This is a genomic window from Streptomyces sp. NPDC002958 (assembly GCF_055563255.1).
The window spans coordinates 26,169-44,529 of the sequence record NZ_JBVHDS010000027.1; the positions used below are offsets into that span (position 1 = coordinate 26,169).

Annotated in this window: 17 protein-coding genes; 3 read left to right on the forward strand and 14 right to left on the reverse strand. The window is 69.8% G+C overall.

All coding sequences use genetic code 11. The features are described 5' to 3' along the window. Nucleotides 1–2: 2 nt before the first annotated feature. The 7 genes from pstA to mshD form a co-directional block, all read right to left on the reverse strand. Nucleotides 3–1,088 carry a phosphate ABC transporter permease PstA gene (gene pstA, locus ACZ3IC_RS29325; protein ID WP_467420995.1) on the reverse strand — a complete coding sequence of 362 codons (1,086 nt, stop codon included), beginning with the start codon at nt 1,086–1,088 and terminating at the stop codon, nt 3–5. Further along, the gene (gene pstC, locus ACZ3IC_RS29330) at nt 1,085–2,080 is read right to left on the reverse strand and encodes a phosphate ABC transporter permease subunit PstC (RefSeq protein WP_467420997.1); all 996 of its coding nucleotides are present in this window, start codon (nt 2,078–2,080) and stop codon (nt 1,085–1,087) included. Before pstC ends, pstA begins: the two co-directional genes overlap by 4 nt. 183 nt (nt 2,081–2,263) lie before the next feature. Further along, entirely contained in the window at nt 2,264–3,403 is a 1,140-nt protein-coding gene (gene pstS / locus ACZ3IC_RS29335; RefSeq protein ID WP_467420999.1) for a phosphate ABC transporter substrate-binding protein PstS, read from the reverse strand. A gap of 188 nt (nt 3,404–3,591) precedes the next feature. Further along, a complete protein-coding gene (locus ACZ3IC_RS29340; RefSeq protein WP_467421002.1) occupies nt 3,592–4,002 on the reverse strand; it encodes an NUDIX hydrolase in 411 nt (136 codons plus the stop codon). Then, nucleotides 3,999–4,967, reverse strand: a complete 969-nt coding sequence (locus ACZ3IC_RS29345; protein ID WP_467421004.1) for a CHAD domain-containing protein — start codon at nt 4,965–4,967, stop codon at nt 3,999–4,001. The genes ACZ3IC_RS29340 and ACZ3IC_RS29345 overlap by 4 nt, the downstream gene beginning before the upstream one ends. Before the next feature lie 10 nt (nt 4,968–4,977). Next, nucleotides 4,978–7,233, reverse strand: a complete 2,256-nt coding sequence (locus ACZ3IC_RS29350; RefSeq protein ID WP_467421005.1) for an RNA degradosome polyphosphate kinase — start codon at nt 7,231–7,233, stop codon at nt 4,978–4,980. Nucleotides 7,234–7,633: 400 nt separating this feature from the next. Next, nucleotides 7,634–8,557, reverse strand: a complete 924-nt coding sequence (gene mshD, locus ACZ3IC_RS29355; RefSeq protein WP_467421007.1) for a mycothiol synthase — start codon at nt 8,555–8,557, stop codon at nt 7,634–7,636. Nucleotides 8,558–8,887: 330 nt separating this feature from the next. On the opposite strand from mshD, the gene ACZ3IC_RS29360 reads away from it, so the two are divergent. Next, nucleotides 8,888–10,753 carry a bifunctional metallophosphatase/5'-nucleotidase gene (locus ACZ3IC_RS29360; protein ID WP_467421009.1) on the forward strand — a complete coding sequence of 622 codons (1,866 nt, stop codon included), beginning with the start codon at nt 8,888–8,890 and terminating at the stop codon, nt 10,751–10,753. Between the two features lie 80 nt (nt 10,754–10,833). Here ACZ3IC_RS29360 and ACZ3IC_RS29365 read toward each other — a convergent pair whose 3' ends face one another. Then, nucleotides 10,834–11,244, reverse strand: a complete 411-nt coding sequence (locus tag ACZ3IC_RS29365) for an HIT family protein (protein ID WP_467421011.1) — start codon at nt 11,242–11,244, stop codon at nt 10,834–10,836. 209 nt (nt 11,245–11,453) lie between these two features. On the opposite strand from ACZ3IC_RS29365, the gene ACZ3IC_RS29370 reads away from it, so the two are divergent. Continuing rightward, complete coding sequence (locus ACZ3IC_RS29370) at nt 11,454–11,636, forward strand: hypothetical protein (protein WP_467421014.1); 183 nt, start codon at nt 11,454–11,456, stop codon at nt 11,634–11,636. A gap of 128 nt (nt 11,637–11,764) precedes the next feature. Here the strand turns inward: ACZ3IC_RS29370 and ACZ3IC_RS29375 are convergent, their stop codons facing one another. From ACZ3IC_RS29375 to ACZ3IC_RS29400, 6 genes are all read right to left on the reverse strand, one after another. Beyond that, the gene (locus ACZ3IC_RS29375) at nt 11,765–13,174 is read right to left on the reverse strand and encodes a sensor histidine kinase (RefSeq protein ID WP_467421016.1); all 1,410 of its coding nucleotides are present in this window, start codon (nt 13,172–13,174) and stop codon (nt 11,765–11,767) included. Then, entirely contained in the window at nt 13,171–13,902 is a 732-nt protein-coding gene (locus ACZ3IC_RS29380; protein ID WP_467421018.1) for a response regulator transcription factor, read from the reverse strand. The genes ACZ3IC_RS29375 and ACZ3IC_RS29380 overlap by 4 nt, the downstream gene beginning before the upstream one ends. 195 nt (nt 13,903–14,097) lie before the next feature. Next, entirely contained in the window at nt 14,098–14,283 is a 186-nt protein-coding gene (locus ACZ3IC_RS29385) for a hypothetical protein (protein WP_467421021.1), read from the reverse strand. A gap of 10 nt (nt 14,284–14,293) precedes the next feature. Continuing rightward, nucleotides 14,294–15,427, reverse strand: a complete 1,134-nt coding sequence (locus ACZ3IC_RS29390; protein WP_467421023.1) for a S1C family serine protease — start codon at nt 15,425–15,427, stop codon at nt 14,294–14,296. 187 nt (nt 15,428–15,614) lie between these two features. After that, nucleotides 15,615–16,658, reverse strand: a complete 1,044-nt coding sequence (locus ACZ3IC_RS29395) for a LacI family DNA-binding transcriptional regulator (RefSeq protein WP_467421026.1) — start codon at nt 16,656–16,658, stop codon at nt 15,615–15,617. Nucleotides 16,659–16,682: 24 nt separating this feature from the next. Continuing rightward, the gene (locus tag ACZ3IC_RS29400; protein WP_467421028.1) at nt 16,683–17,498 is read right to left on the reverse strand and encodes a response regulator transcription factor; all 816 of its coding nucleotides are present in this window, start codon (nt 17,496–17,498) and stop codon (nt 16,683–16,685) included. 606 nt (nt 17,499–18,104) lie between these two features. Between ACZ3IC_RS29400 and ACZ3IC_RS29405 the strand changes: the two genes are divergently transcribed. Continuing rightward, nucleotides 18,105–18,359 (forward strand): MoaD/ThiS family protein, encoded by a 255-nt coding sequence (locus ACZ3IC_RS29405; RefSeq protein WP_037695845.1) that lies wholly within the window; start codon nt 18,105–18,107, stop codon nt 18,357–18,359. The last annotated feature ends 2 nt before the right edge of the window (nt 18,360–18,361 follow it).

Genomic DNA, 18,361 nt, shown 5'->3' on the forward strand with positions numbered 1-18,361 from the left:
GGTCAGCGGCCGGTCTTCGGGGCCTTCCAGCGGGCGATGCCGCGGGCCACCAGATTGAGGATCATGACGAAGGCGATCAGGACCAGAGCGGCGGCCCAGGCACGGTCGTACGACGCCTCGCTGCCGATCTTGTACTGCTCCCAGATGTAGAAGGGAAGCGAGGACTGTGCACCTTGGAAGGGGTTGGAGTTGATCAGCTGACTGCCGAAAACCAGCAGCATGATCGGCGCGGTCTCGCCGGCGATCCGGGCGATCGCGAGCATCACACCGGTGGTGATGCCGCCTATCGCGGTGGGGAGGACCACCTTCAGGATGGTGCGCCACTTCGGGATGCCGAGGGCGAGCGATGCCTCGCGGAGCTCGTTCGGGACGAGCTTGAGCATCTCCTCGGTGGAGCGGACCACGACCGGGATCATCAGGATCGACAGGGCCAGCGAACCCATTAGGCCGGACGGCTGAAGTTCCGCCATCAGCATGATCGACAGGATGAAGAGACCGGCGACGATGGACGGGATGCCCGTCATCACATCGACGAAGAACGTGACGGCCTTGGCGAGCGCGCCCTTGCCGTACTCCACCAGGTAGACGGCGGTCAGCAGGCCGATCGGGACGGAGAACAGGGTGGCGAGGCCGACCTGCTCCAGGGTGCCGATCAGCGCGTGGTAGACGCCGCCGCCCGGCTCGATACCGGGGACACCGGCCATGGAGTGGGTCAGGAAGTATCCGTCGAGGACCTTGGCGCCGCGGCTGACCGTCGTCCAGATCAGCGAGAACAGCGGGACGACGGCAAGGATGAAGCACACCCAGACGATGCTGGTGGCGAGCCGGTCCTTGGCCTGGCGCTGGTTCTCGACGACCGTCGTCGTGATGTACGAGATGACGACGAAGAGCAGGGCGGAGAACAGTCCCCACTGGGTGTGGCTGCGCCAGCCCGCCGCCGCGCCGATGCCCACGCCCAGCGCGATCGCGACGGCCGCGAAGGCGAGGGGGGCCCAGCGGGGGAGCGCCCGGCTGCTGAGGTTGGTCTTGGGCGCGGGCGCCATCGGGGTGGGCCGTTCCTGTATGCCGGTGTTGGTTGCCTGGCTCATGCGTTGGCCCCCGAGTATTCCTTGCGGCGGGCGATGATGAGCCGGGCCGCGCCGTTGACCAGAAGGGTGAGGACGAAGAGGACGAGACCGGAGGCGATCAGGGCGTCCCGCCCGAGCTGGTCGGCCTCGTCGAACTTCGCGGCGATGTTCTGGGCGAACGTTCCGCCACCCGGATTGAGCAGATGCCCGGAGATGACGAAGCTCGGCGACAGGACCGTGGCGACGGCCATCGTCTCGCCGAGCGCACGGCCCAGGCCAAGCATCGAGGCGGAGATCACGCCGGAGCGGCCGAAGGGCAGCACCGAGAGGCGGATGACCTCCCAGCGGGTGGCGCCGAGGGCGAGGGCGGCTTCCTCGTTCATCTTCGGGACCTGGAGGAAGACCTCGCGGCTGACGCTGGTCACGATCGGCAGGATCATGATCGCGAGCAGGATGCCGACGGTGAAGAGCGAGCGGGCGACGCCGACCTCGGTCTTGTCGAAGATGTACGTCCAGCCGAAGAACTGGTCGAGCCAGAGGTTCAGGCCCTCCAGGTACGGGACGAGGAAGAGGGCGCCCCAGAGGCCGTACACGATGCTGGGCACTGCGGCGAGCAGATCGACGACGTACGCGAGGGGTGCGGCCAGCTTGCGCGGCGCGTAGTGCGAGATGAACAGGGCGATACCGACAGCGACCGGGACGGCGATGACCATCGCGATGATCGAGCTGACGACTGTGCCGTAGAGGAGGACCGCGACGCCGAAGACCGGCGGGTCGCCGGCCGGGTTCCAGTCGAGGGTGGTGAAGAAGTTGCCTTCGTTCTCGGAGACGGCGAGCGCGGCGCGGTAGGTGAGGAACACGGCGATCGACGCCATGATCACGAGCAGCAGAATGCCTGAGCCCATCGAGAGGCCCAGGAAGATCTTGTCGCCCGCGCGCCCGGTCTTCGGCTTGGCGCGCTTGTCCACCGCCGGAGGTGCCGGCGGCGTGTCTATCGGTGTGGTGGAAGCCATGGTCTTTCCGGTCTGTGTGGGGGAGCGGCGTGGCCCCCCTGGCGGCGGTGCACCGGATGGGTGGTGGCGGGCCGGTCCGGAGGGGTGCACCGGACCGGCCTGCCGGGTGTCGCTGGTGTTGCTTGCGGTGTTACTGGTGGTGCTTGCGTGCGTCGGCGTGCGTGCCTCGGCCGCGTGTCCCGGTTACGAGAGGGAGTCGATGGTCTCGCGGACCTTGGCGTTGATCTCGTCCGGGATCGGCGCGTAGCCGGCGTCGGTGAGGAGCTTCTGGCCCTCGTCACTGGCGGTGTAGTTCAGGAAGGACTTGACCGTGGGCAGCGTCTCGGGCTTGTTGCCCTTGTCGCAGACGACCTCGTACGTCACCAGGACGATCGGGTAGGCGCCCTCGGCCTGGGTGGTGTAGTCGAGGTCGAGCGCCAGGTCCTTGCCGGTGCCCTTGATCTTGGCGGCGGCGATGGCCTTGGAGGCGTTCTCCGGGGTGGCCTCGACCGGGGCGGCGCCACCGGTGTCGATGTCGACGGTGGAGATCGACTGCGAGGTGGCGTAGCTGAGCTCGAAGTAGCCGATCGCGCCGTCCACCTGCTTCACCTGGGAGGCGACACCGGAGGAGCCGGACGCGGCCTGGCCACCGGGGGCCGGCCACTTCTTCTCGGCCTCGTACTTCCAGTCGTTCGGTGCGGCTGCGCCGAGGTACTTGCCGAGGTTCTGGGTGGTGCCGGAGTCCTCGGAACGGTGGAAGGCCTGGATGTCCTTGTCCGGGAGCTTCGCGTCGGGGTTGAGCTTGACGATCGCCGGGTCGTTCCACTTCTTGATCTTGCCGTCGAAGATCTTGGCGAGGGTGGGGGCGTCCAGCGTGAGGTCGTCGACGCCTTCCAGGTTGTAACCGATGGCGACCGGGCCGCCGACCATCGGGAGGTTGATGCCCTGGCCGCCCTTGCAGACCTTCTTCGATTCGGCGACCTCCTCCGGCTTCAGCGCCGAGTCGGAACCGGCGAAGCCGACCGTGCCCTGGTTGAAGGCGACGATGCCTTCACCGGAGGAGGACGACTTGTAGTTGACCTCGACGCCCGAACAGGCGGCCATGTAGTCCTTGATCCACAGGTCCATGGCGTTCTTCTGCGCGCTGGAGCCGGAGGCGAGCAGCTGGCCCTCGGCGTCGTCGCACTTGATGTTCGACGCGGCGTTCGTCTTGCCGCCGTTCCCGCCCGTGGCCCCGTCGCCGCTGTTGTTGTCCGAACCGCACGCCGTGAGGACCAGGGCGCCGGAGACGGCGAGGGCACCGAGCGCGGTGGCACGAAGCCGGTTCTTGCGCTGAAGCTTCACTTTCGGGTGTTCCTTCCAGGAGCCGCCGAGGTCTATTTCGTTCTACGACGGCGCGCGATGTGGTGGGTGCTGCGGCGTTGCGCCGCACACCGTGTACTGCCGAAGTTAGGCAGAACAGGTGAAGTGGCCTACGGGGGCGGGTGAACGGAAGGTGAACCGTGTCGGGCGGCGCGGTTTCCGGGCCCCGGTCAGGTGCTCGGCAGGCCGGCGAGCAGGGCGTCCAGCAGATCCCGGTCGTGGGGCTGGGTGAGGCGGGCCCTGGCCGTGGCCGGGGGGAGCCAGCTCAGCCGGTCGACCTCCGCGGTCGGTATGAAGGAGCCACCGGTCGCCTCGGCCGCCCAGTAGGAGACCTCCTTGGGGTGCCCGTTCACGACGTACCGGACCGTGGGGAGCGCGGCGCCCGGTGAGCAGTGGTGGCCGGTCTCCTCCAGGACCTCGCGCCGGGCGCCGTCCAGTGCCGACTCGCCGTGCTTCAGCTTGCCCTTGGGATGCGACCAGTCGTCGTAACGAGGCCGGTGGACCAGACAGATCTCCAGCTCGCCGGAGCGCTCCGACCGACGCCACAGCACGCACCCGGCGGCGAGCACGAGGCCGCTCATGGTGCGATCACCGCCGTGGCGTACGGCCAGTTCTCCCGGAACACGCTGCGTGCCGCCTCCACCTCGTGCCGCTGGTCGGCGTGGAGCACCCCCAGGGCGTACGCGGTCGTGGGCGCGATCCGGGGCGTGCGGGCCGCCGATGCCGCCGCCGCGGCCGCCTCCGCCGCGTCCCGGTGCAGATCGAGCGCGTGCCCGGGCGCGGCCAGGACCGGGTCGGGGGCGCCCCGTACCACCTCGCGGGCGTACCGGTGCAGCCGCAGCAGCAGCCGGGTCCGGTGCCAGGGCGCGTCCTGCGCCTCGTTGTACGGCTTGACCGCCTCGTCCGAGGAGAGCGTGGCCACCGCGCCGAGCAGCTGCTGTTCGGCCCGGTCGGCGGGCCCGTGCAGCATCTCCTCGGCCGGAGCCGCGGCCGCCGCGGCGAGCGGGACATCGGAGGCGAGCAGCGCGACGGCGTCGGCGACCGCGTGGAAGCGGGAGGAGCCGAGCGCCTGGAGCGCCGCGGAGTGGGCGCGGGTCCGGGCGAGGGTCAGCTGCCGTTCGAGGAGCGCCCCGGCCCGGGCCGCGCCGACGCCGAGGGCGGCGCGCTCCTTGTCGTCGGCGCCGGCCCCGGACCCCGTACGGGCGGTGGGCGGCGCGGTGCCGGACAGGGCGTGCAGCGCTTCGAGGAGCCGGTTCAGCCGGGTCGCGTAGGCGTGCTCCCGGGCCAGGGTGCCCGAGAGCCAGGCCAGTTCCGTACGGAGCTGCTCGGCCCAGGCCGCGTCCAGCGCCGCCCGGAAGGTGTGCAGCGTGCCGCTGATCCGGCGCGACGAACGGCGCAGCGCACCGGCGGCCTCCTCGGCGGCGTGGGTTCCGGCGTCCGTGGGGGCGCTTTTCTCGCGGTGCAGGCGCAGGCTGCGCAGAAATTCTGCGGCCTGTTCCTGCAGGTAGGGCGCGAGCACCGCCCCTGCCGTAACGTCTGCCTGCATCGTCTGGTGGTCATGGCGTCGCACGCCGGCGCCTCCGGGCGTCAATGAGCATTTCCTGTACGTGCCGCAGCGGTTGGCCGTCCGTGTCCGTGGCGTGCCGGGTCCAGTTCCCGTCGGAACCGAGGTGCCAGGAGGAGGTGGTGTCGGCCATGCCGGTCTCCAGGAGCCGGCTGAGCGCGGCGCGGTGGGCGGGGTCGGTGACCCGGACCAGTGCTTCGATCCGGCGGTCGAGGTTGCGGTGCATCATGTCGGCGCTGCCGAACCACACTTCGGGATCGCCGCCGTTGCCGAACGAGAAGACCCGGGAGTGTTCGAGGAAGCGGCCCAGTATTGAGCGGACCCGGATGTTCTCGGAGAGGCCGGGGACGCCGGGGCGGATCGCGCAGATGCCGCGTACCCAGACGTCCACCGGTACGCCCGCCATCGCGGCCCGGTAGCAGGCGTCGATGATCGCCTCGTCGACCATCGAGTTGACCTTGATGCGGACGTAGGCGCTCCGCCCGGCCCGCTGGTGCGTGATCTCCTTGTTGATGCGGGAGATCAGCCCCTCGCGCAGGGATCTCGGGGCGACCAGGAGGCGGCGGTAGGTCTCGCGGCGGGAGTAGCCGGAGAGCCGGTTGAAGAGGTCGGAGAGGTCCGCGCCGACCTGCGGGTCGGCGGTCAGCAGGCCGAGGTCCTCGTACAGCCTGGCTGTCTTGGGGTGATAGTTGCCGGTGCCGACGTGGGCGTAGCGGCGCAGTGTGTCGCCCTCCTGGCGGACGACGAGGGAGAGCTTGCAGTGGGTCTTGAGGCCGACCAGTCCGTAGACGACATGGCAGCCGGACTCCTCCAGCTTGCGTGCCCACTTGATGTTGGCCTGCTCGTCGAAGCGGGCCTTGATCTCGACGAGTACGAGGACCTGCTTGCCGGATTCGGCGGCGTCGATGAGTGCTTCCACGATCGGCGATTCGCCCGAAGTCCGGTAGAGGGTCTGCTTGATGGCCAGGACGTCGGGGTCGCTCGCCGCCTGTTCCAGGAACGCCTGGACGGAGGTGGAGAACGAGTCGTACGGGTGGTGCAGGAGTACGTCGCGTTCGCGCAGGGCGGCGAAGATGTCGGGCGCGGAGGCTGATTCGACCTCGGCGAGATCACGGTGGGTGCCCGCGATGAACTTGGGGAACTTCAGCTCCGTCCGGTCCAGGGAAGCTATGCCGAAGAGCCCGGTGAGGTCGAGCGGTCCGGGCAGCGGGTAGACCTCGGCGTCGGACACCTTCAGCTCGCGCACCAGCAGGTCCAGCACGTACGGGTCGATGGACTCCTCGACCTCCAGGCGGACCGGCGGGCCGAAGCGGCGCCGCATGAGCTCCTTCTCCAGGGCCTTGAGGAGATTCTCGGCGTCGTCCTCCTCGACCTCCAGGTCCTCGTTCCTGGTGACCCGGAACATGTGGTGGGCGAGGACCTCCATGCCCGGGAAGAGCTCTTCGAGGTGGGCGGCGATGACGTCCTCTATGGGCACGTACCGCTGCGGCGACGCCTCCAGGAAGCGGGTCAGCAGCGGCGGCACCTTGACCCGGGCGAAGTGGCGGTGGCCGCTGACCGGGTTGCGTACGACGACGGCGAGGTTGAGCGAGAGACCCGAGATGTACGGGAAGGGGTGGGCCGGGTCGACGGCGAGGGGGGTCAGCACGGGGAAGACGCGCTGCCGGAAGAAGGTGAACAGGCGGGCCTGTTCCTTCTCGGTCAGCTCGGGCCAGCGGATCAGCTGGATGCCCTCGTCGGACAGGGCGGGGGCGATGTCCTGCTGGTAGCAGGCGGCGTGCCGGGCCATGAGTTCGCGCGAGCGGGTCCAGATCAGGTCGAGGACTTCGCGGGGCTGGAGTCCGGAGGCGGAGCGGGAAGCGACACCCGTGGCGATGCGGCGCTTCAGTCCGGCCACCCGGACCATGAAGAACTCGTCCAGGTTGGAGGCGAAGATGGCGAGGAAATTAGCTCGTTCGAGGAGGGGGGTCGCCGGGTCCTCGGCCAGCTCGAGAACCCGTTCGTTGAACGCGAGCCAACTGCGTTCCCGGTCCAGGAATCGGTCGTGCGGGAGTTTGTCGCCGTCGGCATCGGGCTCGTAGACGTCGACGTCGGCGTCGAGGTCGGGATCGAGTTCGGCCCGGGTGGACAGCACGGCGCTGTTGGATGCCGACGAGGCGATGGCGTGCGGCCGGTGCGCGGCGAGCGAGCCGACCGACGGCTGCGCGGCGGGCTGGACCGGGACCTCGGAGCTGGGCTGCTGGCTCATGGCCCTATTCTTCCGCGTCGGCGGCTCCGGGGGCGCGCCGGAGAGGGCAGAGATCGCGGGAAACTCACATTCCGTGTGGTTCGCGCGGTTTCCGCCGGGGTTTCTCCCGTTGCGGGGGGTCGGCACAGCTGGCTGCATCCTGAGAGGGTCCCAAGCCCTTCTGAATGGCCGGTAACGGGGACATGACATGCAGGAAGCGGTGCGCGGTGGGTGGATCGGTCATATAAGCAGTGTCCGGGCCCGTCGAGGGCCCGGACACGGTGCGTGGGCAGGGTCTCAGCCGTGGTGGCGGCGCAGCGCCCGGAAGTGTGCGTGCCGCAAAGAGGGGCGGCGTCAGAAGAGGGGGGCGGCGTCAAGTGACACCGCCCCCTGTGTGCGTTGTGCCCGCTGTTGTGCCGGTTCAGGACTCCGTGCGGTACATCAGGTCCACCTCGTGCGTCGCGAAGCCCATCCGCTCGTAGACGGACAGGGCCGCCTTGTTGTCCGCGTCGACGTAGAGCATCGCGGTCGGCAGCCCCTCGGCGGCCAGGTGGCGCAGCCCGATCGCGGTGAGCGCCTTGCCGAGGCCGCCGCCCTGTGCGTTGGGCCGGATGCCGACGACGTACACCTCGCCGAGGTGCTCGTCGGCGTGCACCTTCGTCCAGTGGAAGCCGATCAGCTCGCCGTCGCGCTCGGCCAGGAAGAACCCCTTCGGGTCGAACCAGGGCTCCGCCTTGCGGTCGTCCAGGTCGCGCTGGGTCAGCGAACCCTGTTCGGGGTGGTGAGCGAAGGCGGCACGGTTCACGGAGAGCCAGGCGGCGTCGTCCTCGCCGGGCACGAAGGTGCGGACGGTGACGCCGGGCGGCAGTACCGGATCCGCGATGTCCAGCGGGCTCAACGGGCGGCGCAGCTGGCGCAGTTCGCGGAAGAGGGAGAGGCCGAGGACCTGCGCGAGATGCCGGGCCGCGGACTTCCCGCCGTGCGCCCACACCCGCAGCCGCTTGCCCGTGACGGCGAGCAGCGCCGCGCCCAGCGCGCGCCCGTGCCCCTGTCCGCGGTACGCCGGATGCACGACCAGCTCGGCGGCCGGTGCCTCGACGGGGTCGGTGTCCTCCAGCTGCGCGTAACCGACCAGGACCGACCCGCTGGTGAGCAGTAGATGCCGCACCCCCTCACGCTGCCCGCCCCGCAGCTGCAGCCGCCCCTGCTCGGACACGGCCTGCCTGCCATCGGACCGGGCCGCCTCGGCGAGCAGACCGGATACGGCTTCGGCCTGTTCGGGGGAGAGCGCGTCGAGTGTCTGGATCTCGCGTCCGGGGGCGGGGAGAGGTACGTCAGTCGTCATGTGTACGAGCGTACGGGGGGTGGGGTGGGGGTGGGAGTGTTGCGGGGGCGGAGGCTGTCGAACGGGCGCCGAACGCAGTATTCGGGCGGGTCACTCGGCTTCGGACGGGGTGTGCAGCACGTCGTCCGCGATGCGGGCCGTGACGTTCCTGCCCGCCTATGTACGCCATACGGGTGACATGCGGAAATCGGCCCCGATTCCGACCGCATGGCAACCAGTTCGTAACCCCCGAACACCTGTCGCGCTACGCGCGTTGACCCTAGGCTGCGGCACGAAGTCTCCAGACTCACCACCACCCTCAGACCTCCCGCTGAACTCACAAGGGGACCGATGTCAGCGACACCGCAGAAGAACCGCGCGTCCCGGCGGGTGCTCACCGCCGCGGCCGGGCTCGCCACCGTCGGCGCGCTCGTCGCCGCGATGCCGGCCGGCGCCCAGGACCGCAGCCACGGCCACGGCCACGGCCACGGCCACGGGCACGGGCACGGCCACCACAAGCCGGCCCGTACCGTCGACGTACAGCTGCTGTCCTTCAACGACCTGCACGGGAACCTGGAGCCGCCGGCCGGCTCGGCGGGCACGGTCACCGAGACGCAGGCCGACGGCACGACCAAGGCGATTCCGGCCGGTGGCGTCGAGTACCTCGCGTCCTCGCTGCGTACCGCGCGCAAGGGCCACCCGTACTCGATCACTGCGGCCGGTGGCGACATGGTGGGCGCGAGCCCGCTGCTGTCCGGTCTCTTCCACGACGAGCCGACCATCGAGGCGCTCAACAAGATCGACCTCGATGTGACGACCGTCGGCAACCACGAGTTCGACGAGGGCGCCACCGAGCTGGCCCGCCTCCAGAACGGCGGCTGCCACCCGGTCGAGGGGTGCTACGAGAAGGACAAGGAGTTCGAGGGCGCCGACTTCCCCTACCTCGCCGCCAATGTGAAGAACGAGAAGACCGGCAGGCCGATTCTCAAGCCGTACACCGTCTGGAAGAAGAAGGGCGTCAAGATCGGCTTCATCGGGGTGACCCTGGAGGGCACGCCGAACATCGTCACGGCCAACGGCGTCAAGGGCCTGAAGTTCCACGACGAGATCGAGACGGTCAACAAGTACGCCAAGGAGCTGGACCGCCAGGGCGTCAAATCCATCGTCACGCTGATCCACGAGGGCGGGGCCCCGGCCTCCACCTCGTACAACTACGACTGTGACAGCTCCGGCGCCGGTGACGGCATCTCCGGGCCGATCACCGAGATCGCCAAGGGCATCACGCCCAAGGTCGACGCACTGGTCACGGGCCACACCCACCAGGCGTACGTCTGCACGATCCCGGACCCGGCGGGCAACCCGCGCATGGTCACCTCGGCGTCGTCGTTCGGCAAGCTCTACACCGACACGACCCTCACGTACGACCGCCGCACCAAGGACATCGTCCGCACGTCGGTGAAGTCGGCCGGCGCCTCGAACCCGAAGTCGGCGAACCATATCGTCAGCCGGGACCAGCCCAGGGCCACCGACATGACGGCCCTGATCTCCCGCTGGAACACCCTCGCGGCGCCCATCGCGAACAAGCCGCAGGGCTACATCACCGCGGACATCAACGGCCGCGGCTCCACGGCCCCTGAGAAGCCGCTCGGCAACCTGATCGCGGACGCCCAGCTGGAGGGCCTGGCCCCGGCGGACAAGGGCGGGGCGGTCGTCGCCCTCATGAACCCGGGCGGCATTCGGGCGGACCTGGTGTACGCGTCGGCCGACGGCAAGTCCGACGGGGTGGTGACGTACGGGGAGGCATTCACCGTGCAGCCCTTCACCAACATGATGAACGTCGTCGACCTGACCGGCGCCCAGCTGATCACCGCGCTCCAGCAGCAGGTCAGCGGCTCCAACGAGGCCAGCCCGAAGATCCTTCAGGTGTCCAAGGGCCTCACGTACACCCTCGACATGACGAAGACGGGCGCGGCCCGCGTGGTCACCGACACCATCGAGCTGAACGGTGAGGCGATCGACCCGACGAAGACCTACCGCGTCGCGATGAACGAGTTCCTGGCAGGCGGCGGCGACGGCTTCGCGGCGCTCGGCCAGGGCACCAACAAGCTGGTCGGCGCGTCCGACCTGGACCTGTTCAACGCCTACCTGGCGGCCCACTCGACGGCCGCCGCGCCGCTGGCCCCGCCGGCGGCGGACCGGATCACAGTCATCCGGTAACTCCTGTACGCGGGTGAGCGGGGCGGTGGGCCGGCGGGCCCACCGCCCCACTGCGTGTCCATGCCCGCCTGCGAGTGCCCTCACCGAACCCCGGTGACCCGCTTCAGGACCTGTTCGAGCTCCTGGCCCGGGGCCGGCCGGGAATTCCACATCGGGTGCAGGTCGTCGCCGTGCCGGCGCGGCACCACATGGGTGTGGAAGTGGAAGACCTCCTGCGAGGCGGCCTCACCGGTGGAGTGGACGATGTTCACGCCGTCGGGAGCGAGGGCCGTGTTCAGCAGAGCAGCGACTCGGTGCACCATGCGGGCGACATGCCCGTGCGTGGCCTCGGAGATCTCCCAGACGTCCCGGGCGTGCTCGCGCGGGACGACCAGGGTGTGGCCCGGAGAGGCCGGCGCGATGTCGAGGAACGCCACGGTGTGATCGTCCTCCAGGACACGGTGGGAGGGCAGTCGGCCGGAAACGATCTGGCAGAAGATGCAGGTTCTCATCCGGCTGATGATGGCACCGGTCCCCTGCGAAAGTATTGAAAACTGGGCGGTCCTATGCGGTTGTCGCTGGTCACTGGTTGTGCTCCTCATCCGTGCCTGCGTTGAGGGCCAGTATCTACTTCCGTCGGCTGTCCTATACGAGGGCCGTCAACCGGACCTGATTGTTCCCACGGAGGTCGCCGAACGCAGGAACCAGAAGGAGTTCCTTCGTGCCTGAGCACGCATCGCACAGGTTGCGTTCCCTCCGCCGTCGGCAGGGCGGTCGACGCGGCGTGGTACCGGCCGTGGCCGCCGACATCACGGTGACCACGGTGCCGAGCGACGAAGCCGAGCATCGCATGGAGGTCGACGTGGACAAGGCCCTGTGCGTTCGACTGCGCCGGTCGGGCTGACCCAGGAACCCGCGCGTGCCATCGGCAGCGGTCTACGGACGTGAAGGGTGTCCTGATCTGCTGCGGGGGAGCGCCGCCGTACGTTGCGGAGTTCCGTCGCCGGCTCCGCGCCCGGCTCCGGGCCGGGCTCAGAGCCCCGGCGGCGGCTGCGGTGCCCCCGGCAGTTTGATCGACGCCACCGTGCCGTCGCCGTCCGCCGGGCGCAGGGTGACCTCGCCGCCCGACTGCTGGACCGTGCGGGCGACGATCGACAGGCCCAGGCCCGAACCGGGGAGCTGGCGGGCGGACGGGGAACGCCAGAAGCGTTCGAAGACGTGGGGGAGGTCCTCGGCGGGGATGCCGGGGCCGTGGTCCCGTACCGTCAGTACGCCGTCGCGCAGTACGACCTCGATCGTGCCGCGGGGCGGACTGAACTTGACCGCGTTGTCCAGGACGTTGACCACCGCCCGCTCCAGGGCGGCCGACTCGGCCCGTACGTACCAGGGCGTCAGGTCCGCCCGGATCGTCAGCTCGGGGCCGCGCAGGCGGGCGCGTTCCAGGGCCGTGTTCGCGATGTCGTGCAGGCCGACGACCTGGAGCGGGCCGGGGTTCGTCGCGTCGGGGCGGGCCAGTTCCTGGAGGTCGCCGATGAGCGAGGCCAGCTCGGTCATCTGCGCCTTGACCGACTTCATCAGGGCCTTGCGGTCGTCCGGTGGGATGGCCCGGCCGGTGTCGTCGCTGCGGGCGAGGAGTTCGATGTTGGTACGGAGGGACGTCAGCGGTGTCCGCAGTTCGTGGCCGGCATCCGTGATCAGCTGGGCCTGACGGTCGCGGGAGCTGGCGAGTGAAGCGGTCATCGAGTTGAAGGAGCGGGACAGCCGGGCGATCTCGTCCTCGCCCTCGACCGGGATGCGGACGGTGAGGTCCTCGGTGCGGGCGACATGCTCGACCGCCTCGGTGAGCTCGTCGACGGGGCGCAGGCCGGTACGGGCGACCCAGAGGCCGGCCGCGCCGGCGCCGATCACGCCGATGCCGGAGACGACGAGGAGCACCCAGGCGAGGGCGGAGAGCGGCTTGTCGACCTCGCTCATCGGGCGGGCGATGGACACGGCGATGCTGCCCGACGTCACCCCGGGGGCCAGCGGGTAGGTGTAGACCCGCATCTCCTTCCCGTTCTCGGCCTTGGCCGAGTGCAGGGCGTAGTTCTGCTGCCCTTCGGCCACTGCGATGTCGGCCGGGCTCACGGGGAGCGCCGATTTCTTGCGGGCGGTGCACACCGTGCCCTGGGAGTCGACGAGCTGAACGGTGTATCCGCTGGTGAACGGCGGGGGCGGCACCGGGGTGGTGCCCCGGCAGTAGGAGTACAGGTCTGCCAGGTAGGTTCTGTCGACCTTGGAGCTGCGCAGCGAGTTGTCCATCTGCTGGTTCAGCTGCGCCTTCGTCACGAACCAGCAGGACGCCGCGACCGCCGCCACCGCGACCGCCACCGCCGTCGCCACCAGCAGCGCGAGCCGGGTCCGCAGCGGCAGGGCGCGGAGCCGGTGCAGGGTCTTGGTCATCCGTCACCGCCGCCGGAGCGGAGCGCGTAACCGACCCCACGCACCGTGTGCACGAGCCGGGGTTCGCCGCCCGCCTCCGTCTTGCGGCGCAGGTACATCACGTACACGTCCAGGGAGTTGGAGCTCGGTTCGAAGTCGAAGCCCCACACCGCCTTGAGGATCTGCTCGCGGGTCAGCACCTGCCGCGGGTGTGCCAGGAACATCTCCAGCAGGGTGAATTCGGTACGGGTCAGCTCGACCCGGCGCATGCCCCGGGTGACCTCGCGGGTGGCCAGGTTCATCCGCAGATCGGCGAAGGCCAGCACATTGTCGTCGGGGATGGCGTCGCCCGCCGCGGCCGTGTACGAGCTGCGGCGCAGCAGGGCCCGGATGCGGGCGAAGAGCTCGTCCAGCTCGAAGGGCTTGACCAGGTAGTCGTCGGCGCCCGCGTCGAGACCGGTGACCCGGTCGCCGACGGTGTCGCGCGCGGTGAGCATCAGGATGGGGGTGGTGGTGCCGGCGGAGCGGAGCCGGCGGGCCGCCGTCAGGCCGTCCATCCGCGGCATCTGGATGTCGAGGACGATGAGGTCGGGGTCGTACGACTCGGCCCTGGTGAGGGCGTCGAGACCGTCGACGGCGACCTCGGTGCCGTACCCCTCGAACGCGAGACTGCGTTGCAGGGCCTCACGCACGGCGGGCTCGTCGTCGACGATCAGGATGCGCTGCGGATCGTCTTCGGCGGGGCTCATCGCTCGTTGTCCTTTTCTCGTGCCGGGCTGCGGGGGCGGGCCGCGGGCCCGCCGTGCTCTCAGCCTCGCACGGCCGCGGTACGTCGTCGCGCGGCCCGGCGCCTGCGGGCCGCGGTACGGGCCTCCGGGGTGTGGGCCTCAGGGGCGCGGGTCTCCGGGGCCGCAGGCCTCAGGGCCACGGGGCCTTCCGTGCTCTCAGCCTCGCGCGGCCGCGGCACGTCGCCGCGCGGCCCGGCGCTTGCGGCTCCCGGTACGGACCTCCGGGGTGCGGGACGTCCCGGCAGTCTCGCGCGCGGCCGGTTCCGGGGTCAGTTCCGCGACGAGCGCGAGGGGCAGGGCCAGGTCGGCCGGGCCGGTGGGGGTGTCGGTGGGGTGCTGCATGGCTGTCTCCTCAGGAGCTGTTGCCGGCCCGCAGGGTGTCGAGGTCGGCCTTGAGTGTGTTCACCGGGATGGCGAAGCCGAGACCCACGCTGCCCGCGTCGGCGCTGCTGGATCCGTCTGGCGAACTCGCCGAGTACATCGCGGAGTTGATGCCGATGACTTCGCCGTCCATATTGATGAGCGCGCCACCGGAGTTACCGGGGTTGAGCGAGGCGTCGGTCTGGATGGCCTTGTACGTGGTCGTGGAGTTGCCGGTGTCGCCGTTGAACTGCTGGCCGCCGAACTCGAACGGCCACTCCTCGCCGCCCCACCAGCCCTGTCCCTGGCCGCTGCTGTCGTCCTTGGCGACCGTGACATCGCGGTCGAGCGCGGAGACGATGCCACTGGTGACGGTGCCGGTGAGACCCTCCGGAGAGCCGATCGCGACGACCTGGTCGCCGACCGAGACCTCCGAGGAGTCGCCCAGTGTGGCCGTCTTCAGCCCGCTCGCATCCCGGAGCTTGATGAGGGCGAGGTCCTTGTCGGGGTCGGTGCCGACGACATCCGCGGTGTACGTCTTGCCCGTGCTGAGCGTCACCTCGATCGAGGAGGCGCCGGAGATGACGTGGTTGTTGGTGACGACCTCGCCGTCGGACGTGATGACCACGCCGGAGCCGGTGGATGTGCCCGTAGGCGAGGTCGCGTTGACCTCGACGATCATCGGCGTGACGGCCTCGGCGACACCGGCGACGCTGCCCTTGCTGCTCTGCGAGACGGTGGTGCCCGGGATGACGCCGCCGTCCGTGCCGTTCGCGCCGTTGCCGGTGAACTGGTTGATGACGGTGGCGGTGCCGCCGCCGACGACCGCCGCCACGATCGCCACGGTCGCCAGGAGGGCGACCGGCCGTCCGGCCCGCCGGGGCGCGGCCGACTCGGGGGCGGACTGCGGGAGGTCGGAGGCGTAACCGCCGTCCTCGCCGTTGTCCCCGTTCCCGCCGTCGTGGTGCCCGCCGGCGCCGCCCTGGCCGGGCCACACGGTGGTTCCGGGGCCCGTCGCGATCGGCTGCGTGGGCTCGTAGGACGGCGGCTGCGGGTAGGACGCATCACCGTTGCCGTACGAGGGGTACATAGGGTACTCGCCGCTCGGGCGCTGGCTCTTTGTCATGTCTAAGAGCGTGTCCGGCGAAGATGAGAGAAACCTGAGCGCCCGCTGAGAAGCCCGGTAGAACCTCGTATGCCCGATATAAGGGAGTGCGGCGATATATAGGGAGTACGGCGGAGGTGCGGCCCCGACCCGACAGAGAATGCGGCCCCGACCCGACAGAGAATACGGGGAAACGGCCCGACCGGGCCTATCGCGCCCCGACCGTGGGCTCCCCGCACCCGCACGACCGCCGCACCACGAGCGCCGACGGGAACTGCTTCAGCCGCTCCCGCCGCGACCCCGACACCCGCAACGAGTCGTCGAGCACCAGGTCCACGGCCGCCCGTGCCATCGCCGGGCGGTCCGAGAAGACCGTCGTCAGTGGCGGATCGGTCAGACCGGCTTCCTTCACGTCGTCGAAGCCCGCCACCGCGAGATCCCCGGGCACATCGATCCGAAGCTCGCGGGCGGCCCGCAGCACACCGATGGCCTGGTCGTCCGTCGCGCAGAAGATCGCCGGCGGCCTGTCCGGTCCCGCGAGCAGTTCCAGCGCCACCTGATAGGCGTCGTAACGGTTGTACGGGGCCTGGAAGAGCCGGCCCTCCGTCGAGCGCCCCGACTCGTGCATCGCACGGCGCCAGCCCTCGACGTGGTCGGCGACCGGGTCACCGACCGACGGGGTGGACTCCATGCCGCCGAGGCACGCCACGTACTCGTTGCCGTGTTCGAGGAGATGCCGGGTGGCGAGCTGGGCGCCGCCGATGTCGTCCGTGACGACCGCGACATCGTCGATCGCCTCGGGCCGTTCGTGCAGCAGCACGACCCGCGCGTCCCATGCCTCTATCTCGGCCGCCGCCCGCTCGCTGGGGCCCTGGCTGACCAGGATCAGCCCGGAGACCCGCATGCCGAGGAAGGCCCGCAGATAGTGGACCTCGCGCTCGTCCCGGTAGTCGGAGTTGCCGACGAGCACCATTTTTCCGCGCTCGGCGGCGGCCTGTTCGACCGCGTGCGCCATCTCCGCGAAGAACGGCTGCCGGGCGTCCGGCACGATCATCCCTATGAGGTCGGTCCGCCGTGAGGCCATCGCCTGGGCAACCCGGTCGGGCCGGTACCCCAGCTCCTTGATCGCGGCGAGTACCCGCTCGCGCGTGGCCGGGGCGACCGGCCTGGGTCCGTTGTTGATGACGTAGCTGACGACTGCGGTCGACGTACCCGCCAGTCTCGCCACATCGTCCCGCGTCACCTTGGCCACGCGCGGCAGTCTACGCGGATGGATCTACCTGTTGGCAGCTCGGACCGGGGCTTCTTTCACGACCTCGGCCGCCGTCGGTTGCGCCGAACGGGTTACGGGTTCGGCGGCTGCCTTCGCCGCTGCCTTCGCCACGGCCTGCGCCTTGGCCTCCTCGGCGGCTCGCTCGACCTTCTCCGGTACGACGAAGCGGTAGCCGACATTGCGGACCGTGCCGATCAGCGACTCGTGCTCGGGGCCGAGCTTGGCGCGCAGCCGCCGCACATGGACGTCGACCGTTCGCGTACCGCCGAAGTAGTCGTAGCCCCAGACCTCCTGGAGCAGCTGGGCGCGGGTGAAGACCCGGCCCGGGTGCTGCGCCAGATATTTGAGCAGTTCGAATTCCTTGAAGGTCAGGTCCAGGACCCGGCCCTTCAGCTTCGCGCTGTACGTCGCCTCGTCGACCGACAGATCGCCGTTACGGATCTCCATCGGGGAGCCGGCGGAGCTGATCTGCTGTCGGCCGGTGGCCAGCCGCAGCCGGGCCTCGACCTCGGCCGGTCCCGCCGTGTCCAGCAGTACGTCGTCGATGCCCCAGTCGGCGGTGACGGCCGCGAGACCGCCCTCCGTCACGACGAGGATCAGCGGACAGCCCGGTCCGGTGGACCGCAGCAGTTGGCACAGCGACCGCACCTGCGGCAGATCGCGGCGGCCGTCGATCAGGATGACATCGGCACCGGGGGTGTCGATGAGAGCGGGGCCCTCGGCCGGTGCCACCCGCACGCTGTGCAGCAGGAGACCGAGTGCGGGGAGCACCTCCGTCGACGGTTGAAGGGCATTCGTCAGGAGCAGCAGTGAACTCATCGCCGCCCACCTGCCTGTGTCCTCGGTCGGTGATCGTGCACGGTTCGCTCGCCCATTACGTCGGTCCTCCTCGTTCCCTGCGAGAGGGGCACTCCCGGGCTTGGGCCCGGGGGAGTATGCGGCACTGCTTCGTACGTTTCGTGCTGGCTTTCGCACTGGTGCGGTCCCGGGGCCCGGGACCGCTGAGCTTGTGGAAACGTCGTCGTAACAACGTTTGGAAAGCACAAAAGGATCCGGGGGCTGCTTTGCCCGGATCCTCTTCCCAGCAGAATAGCCCACATGAGTTCTGTGTCCGAGGGGCAATTTCGGAGTTCCTCTGTTCCCTTGATCACGCCCGGTCCTCTGCGCAGCACATTGCGGACCGATGACGGGGTCCGTATCGAGGCGGTGTACAAGCCGTGTACGGCAGATTCCGGGTCCGGTGCGGAAACATCCTTCGACGGTACTGCGGTCGTGGTCGCGCACGGTTTCATCGGCTCGGTGGACCGGCCCGCGATGCGGCGCGCAGAACGCCGCCGACGAGAGCTTGCTCACCCGCATCGGCGCCTGGGCGGCGGCGTCGTGATTCATGATGGACAGCTGATGCGAGACAAGAGGAGTGCCGCCATGCCTGCGGGAACGATCCGCTACTGGGCCGCCGCCAAGGCCGCCGCCGGGACCGCGGAGGAGCCGTACACAGCTGCGACCCTCGCCGAGGCGCTCGACGCGGTGCGTGAGCGGCACCCCGGTGAGCTCACCCGTGTGCTGCAAAGGTGCTCGTTCCTCATCGACGGCGACCCCGTGGGGACCCGCAGTCATGAGACCGTACGCCTTGCCGAGGGCGGCACGGTCGAGGTGCTCCCGCCGTTCGCAGGAGGGTGAAC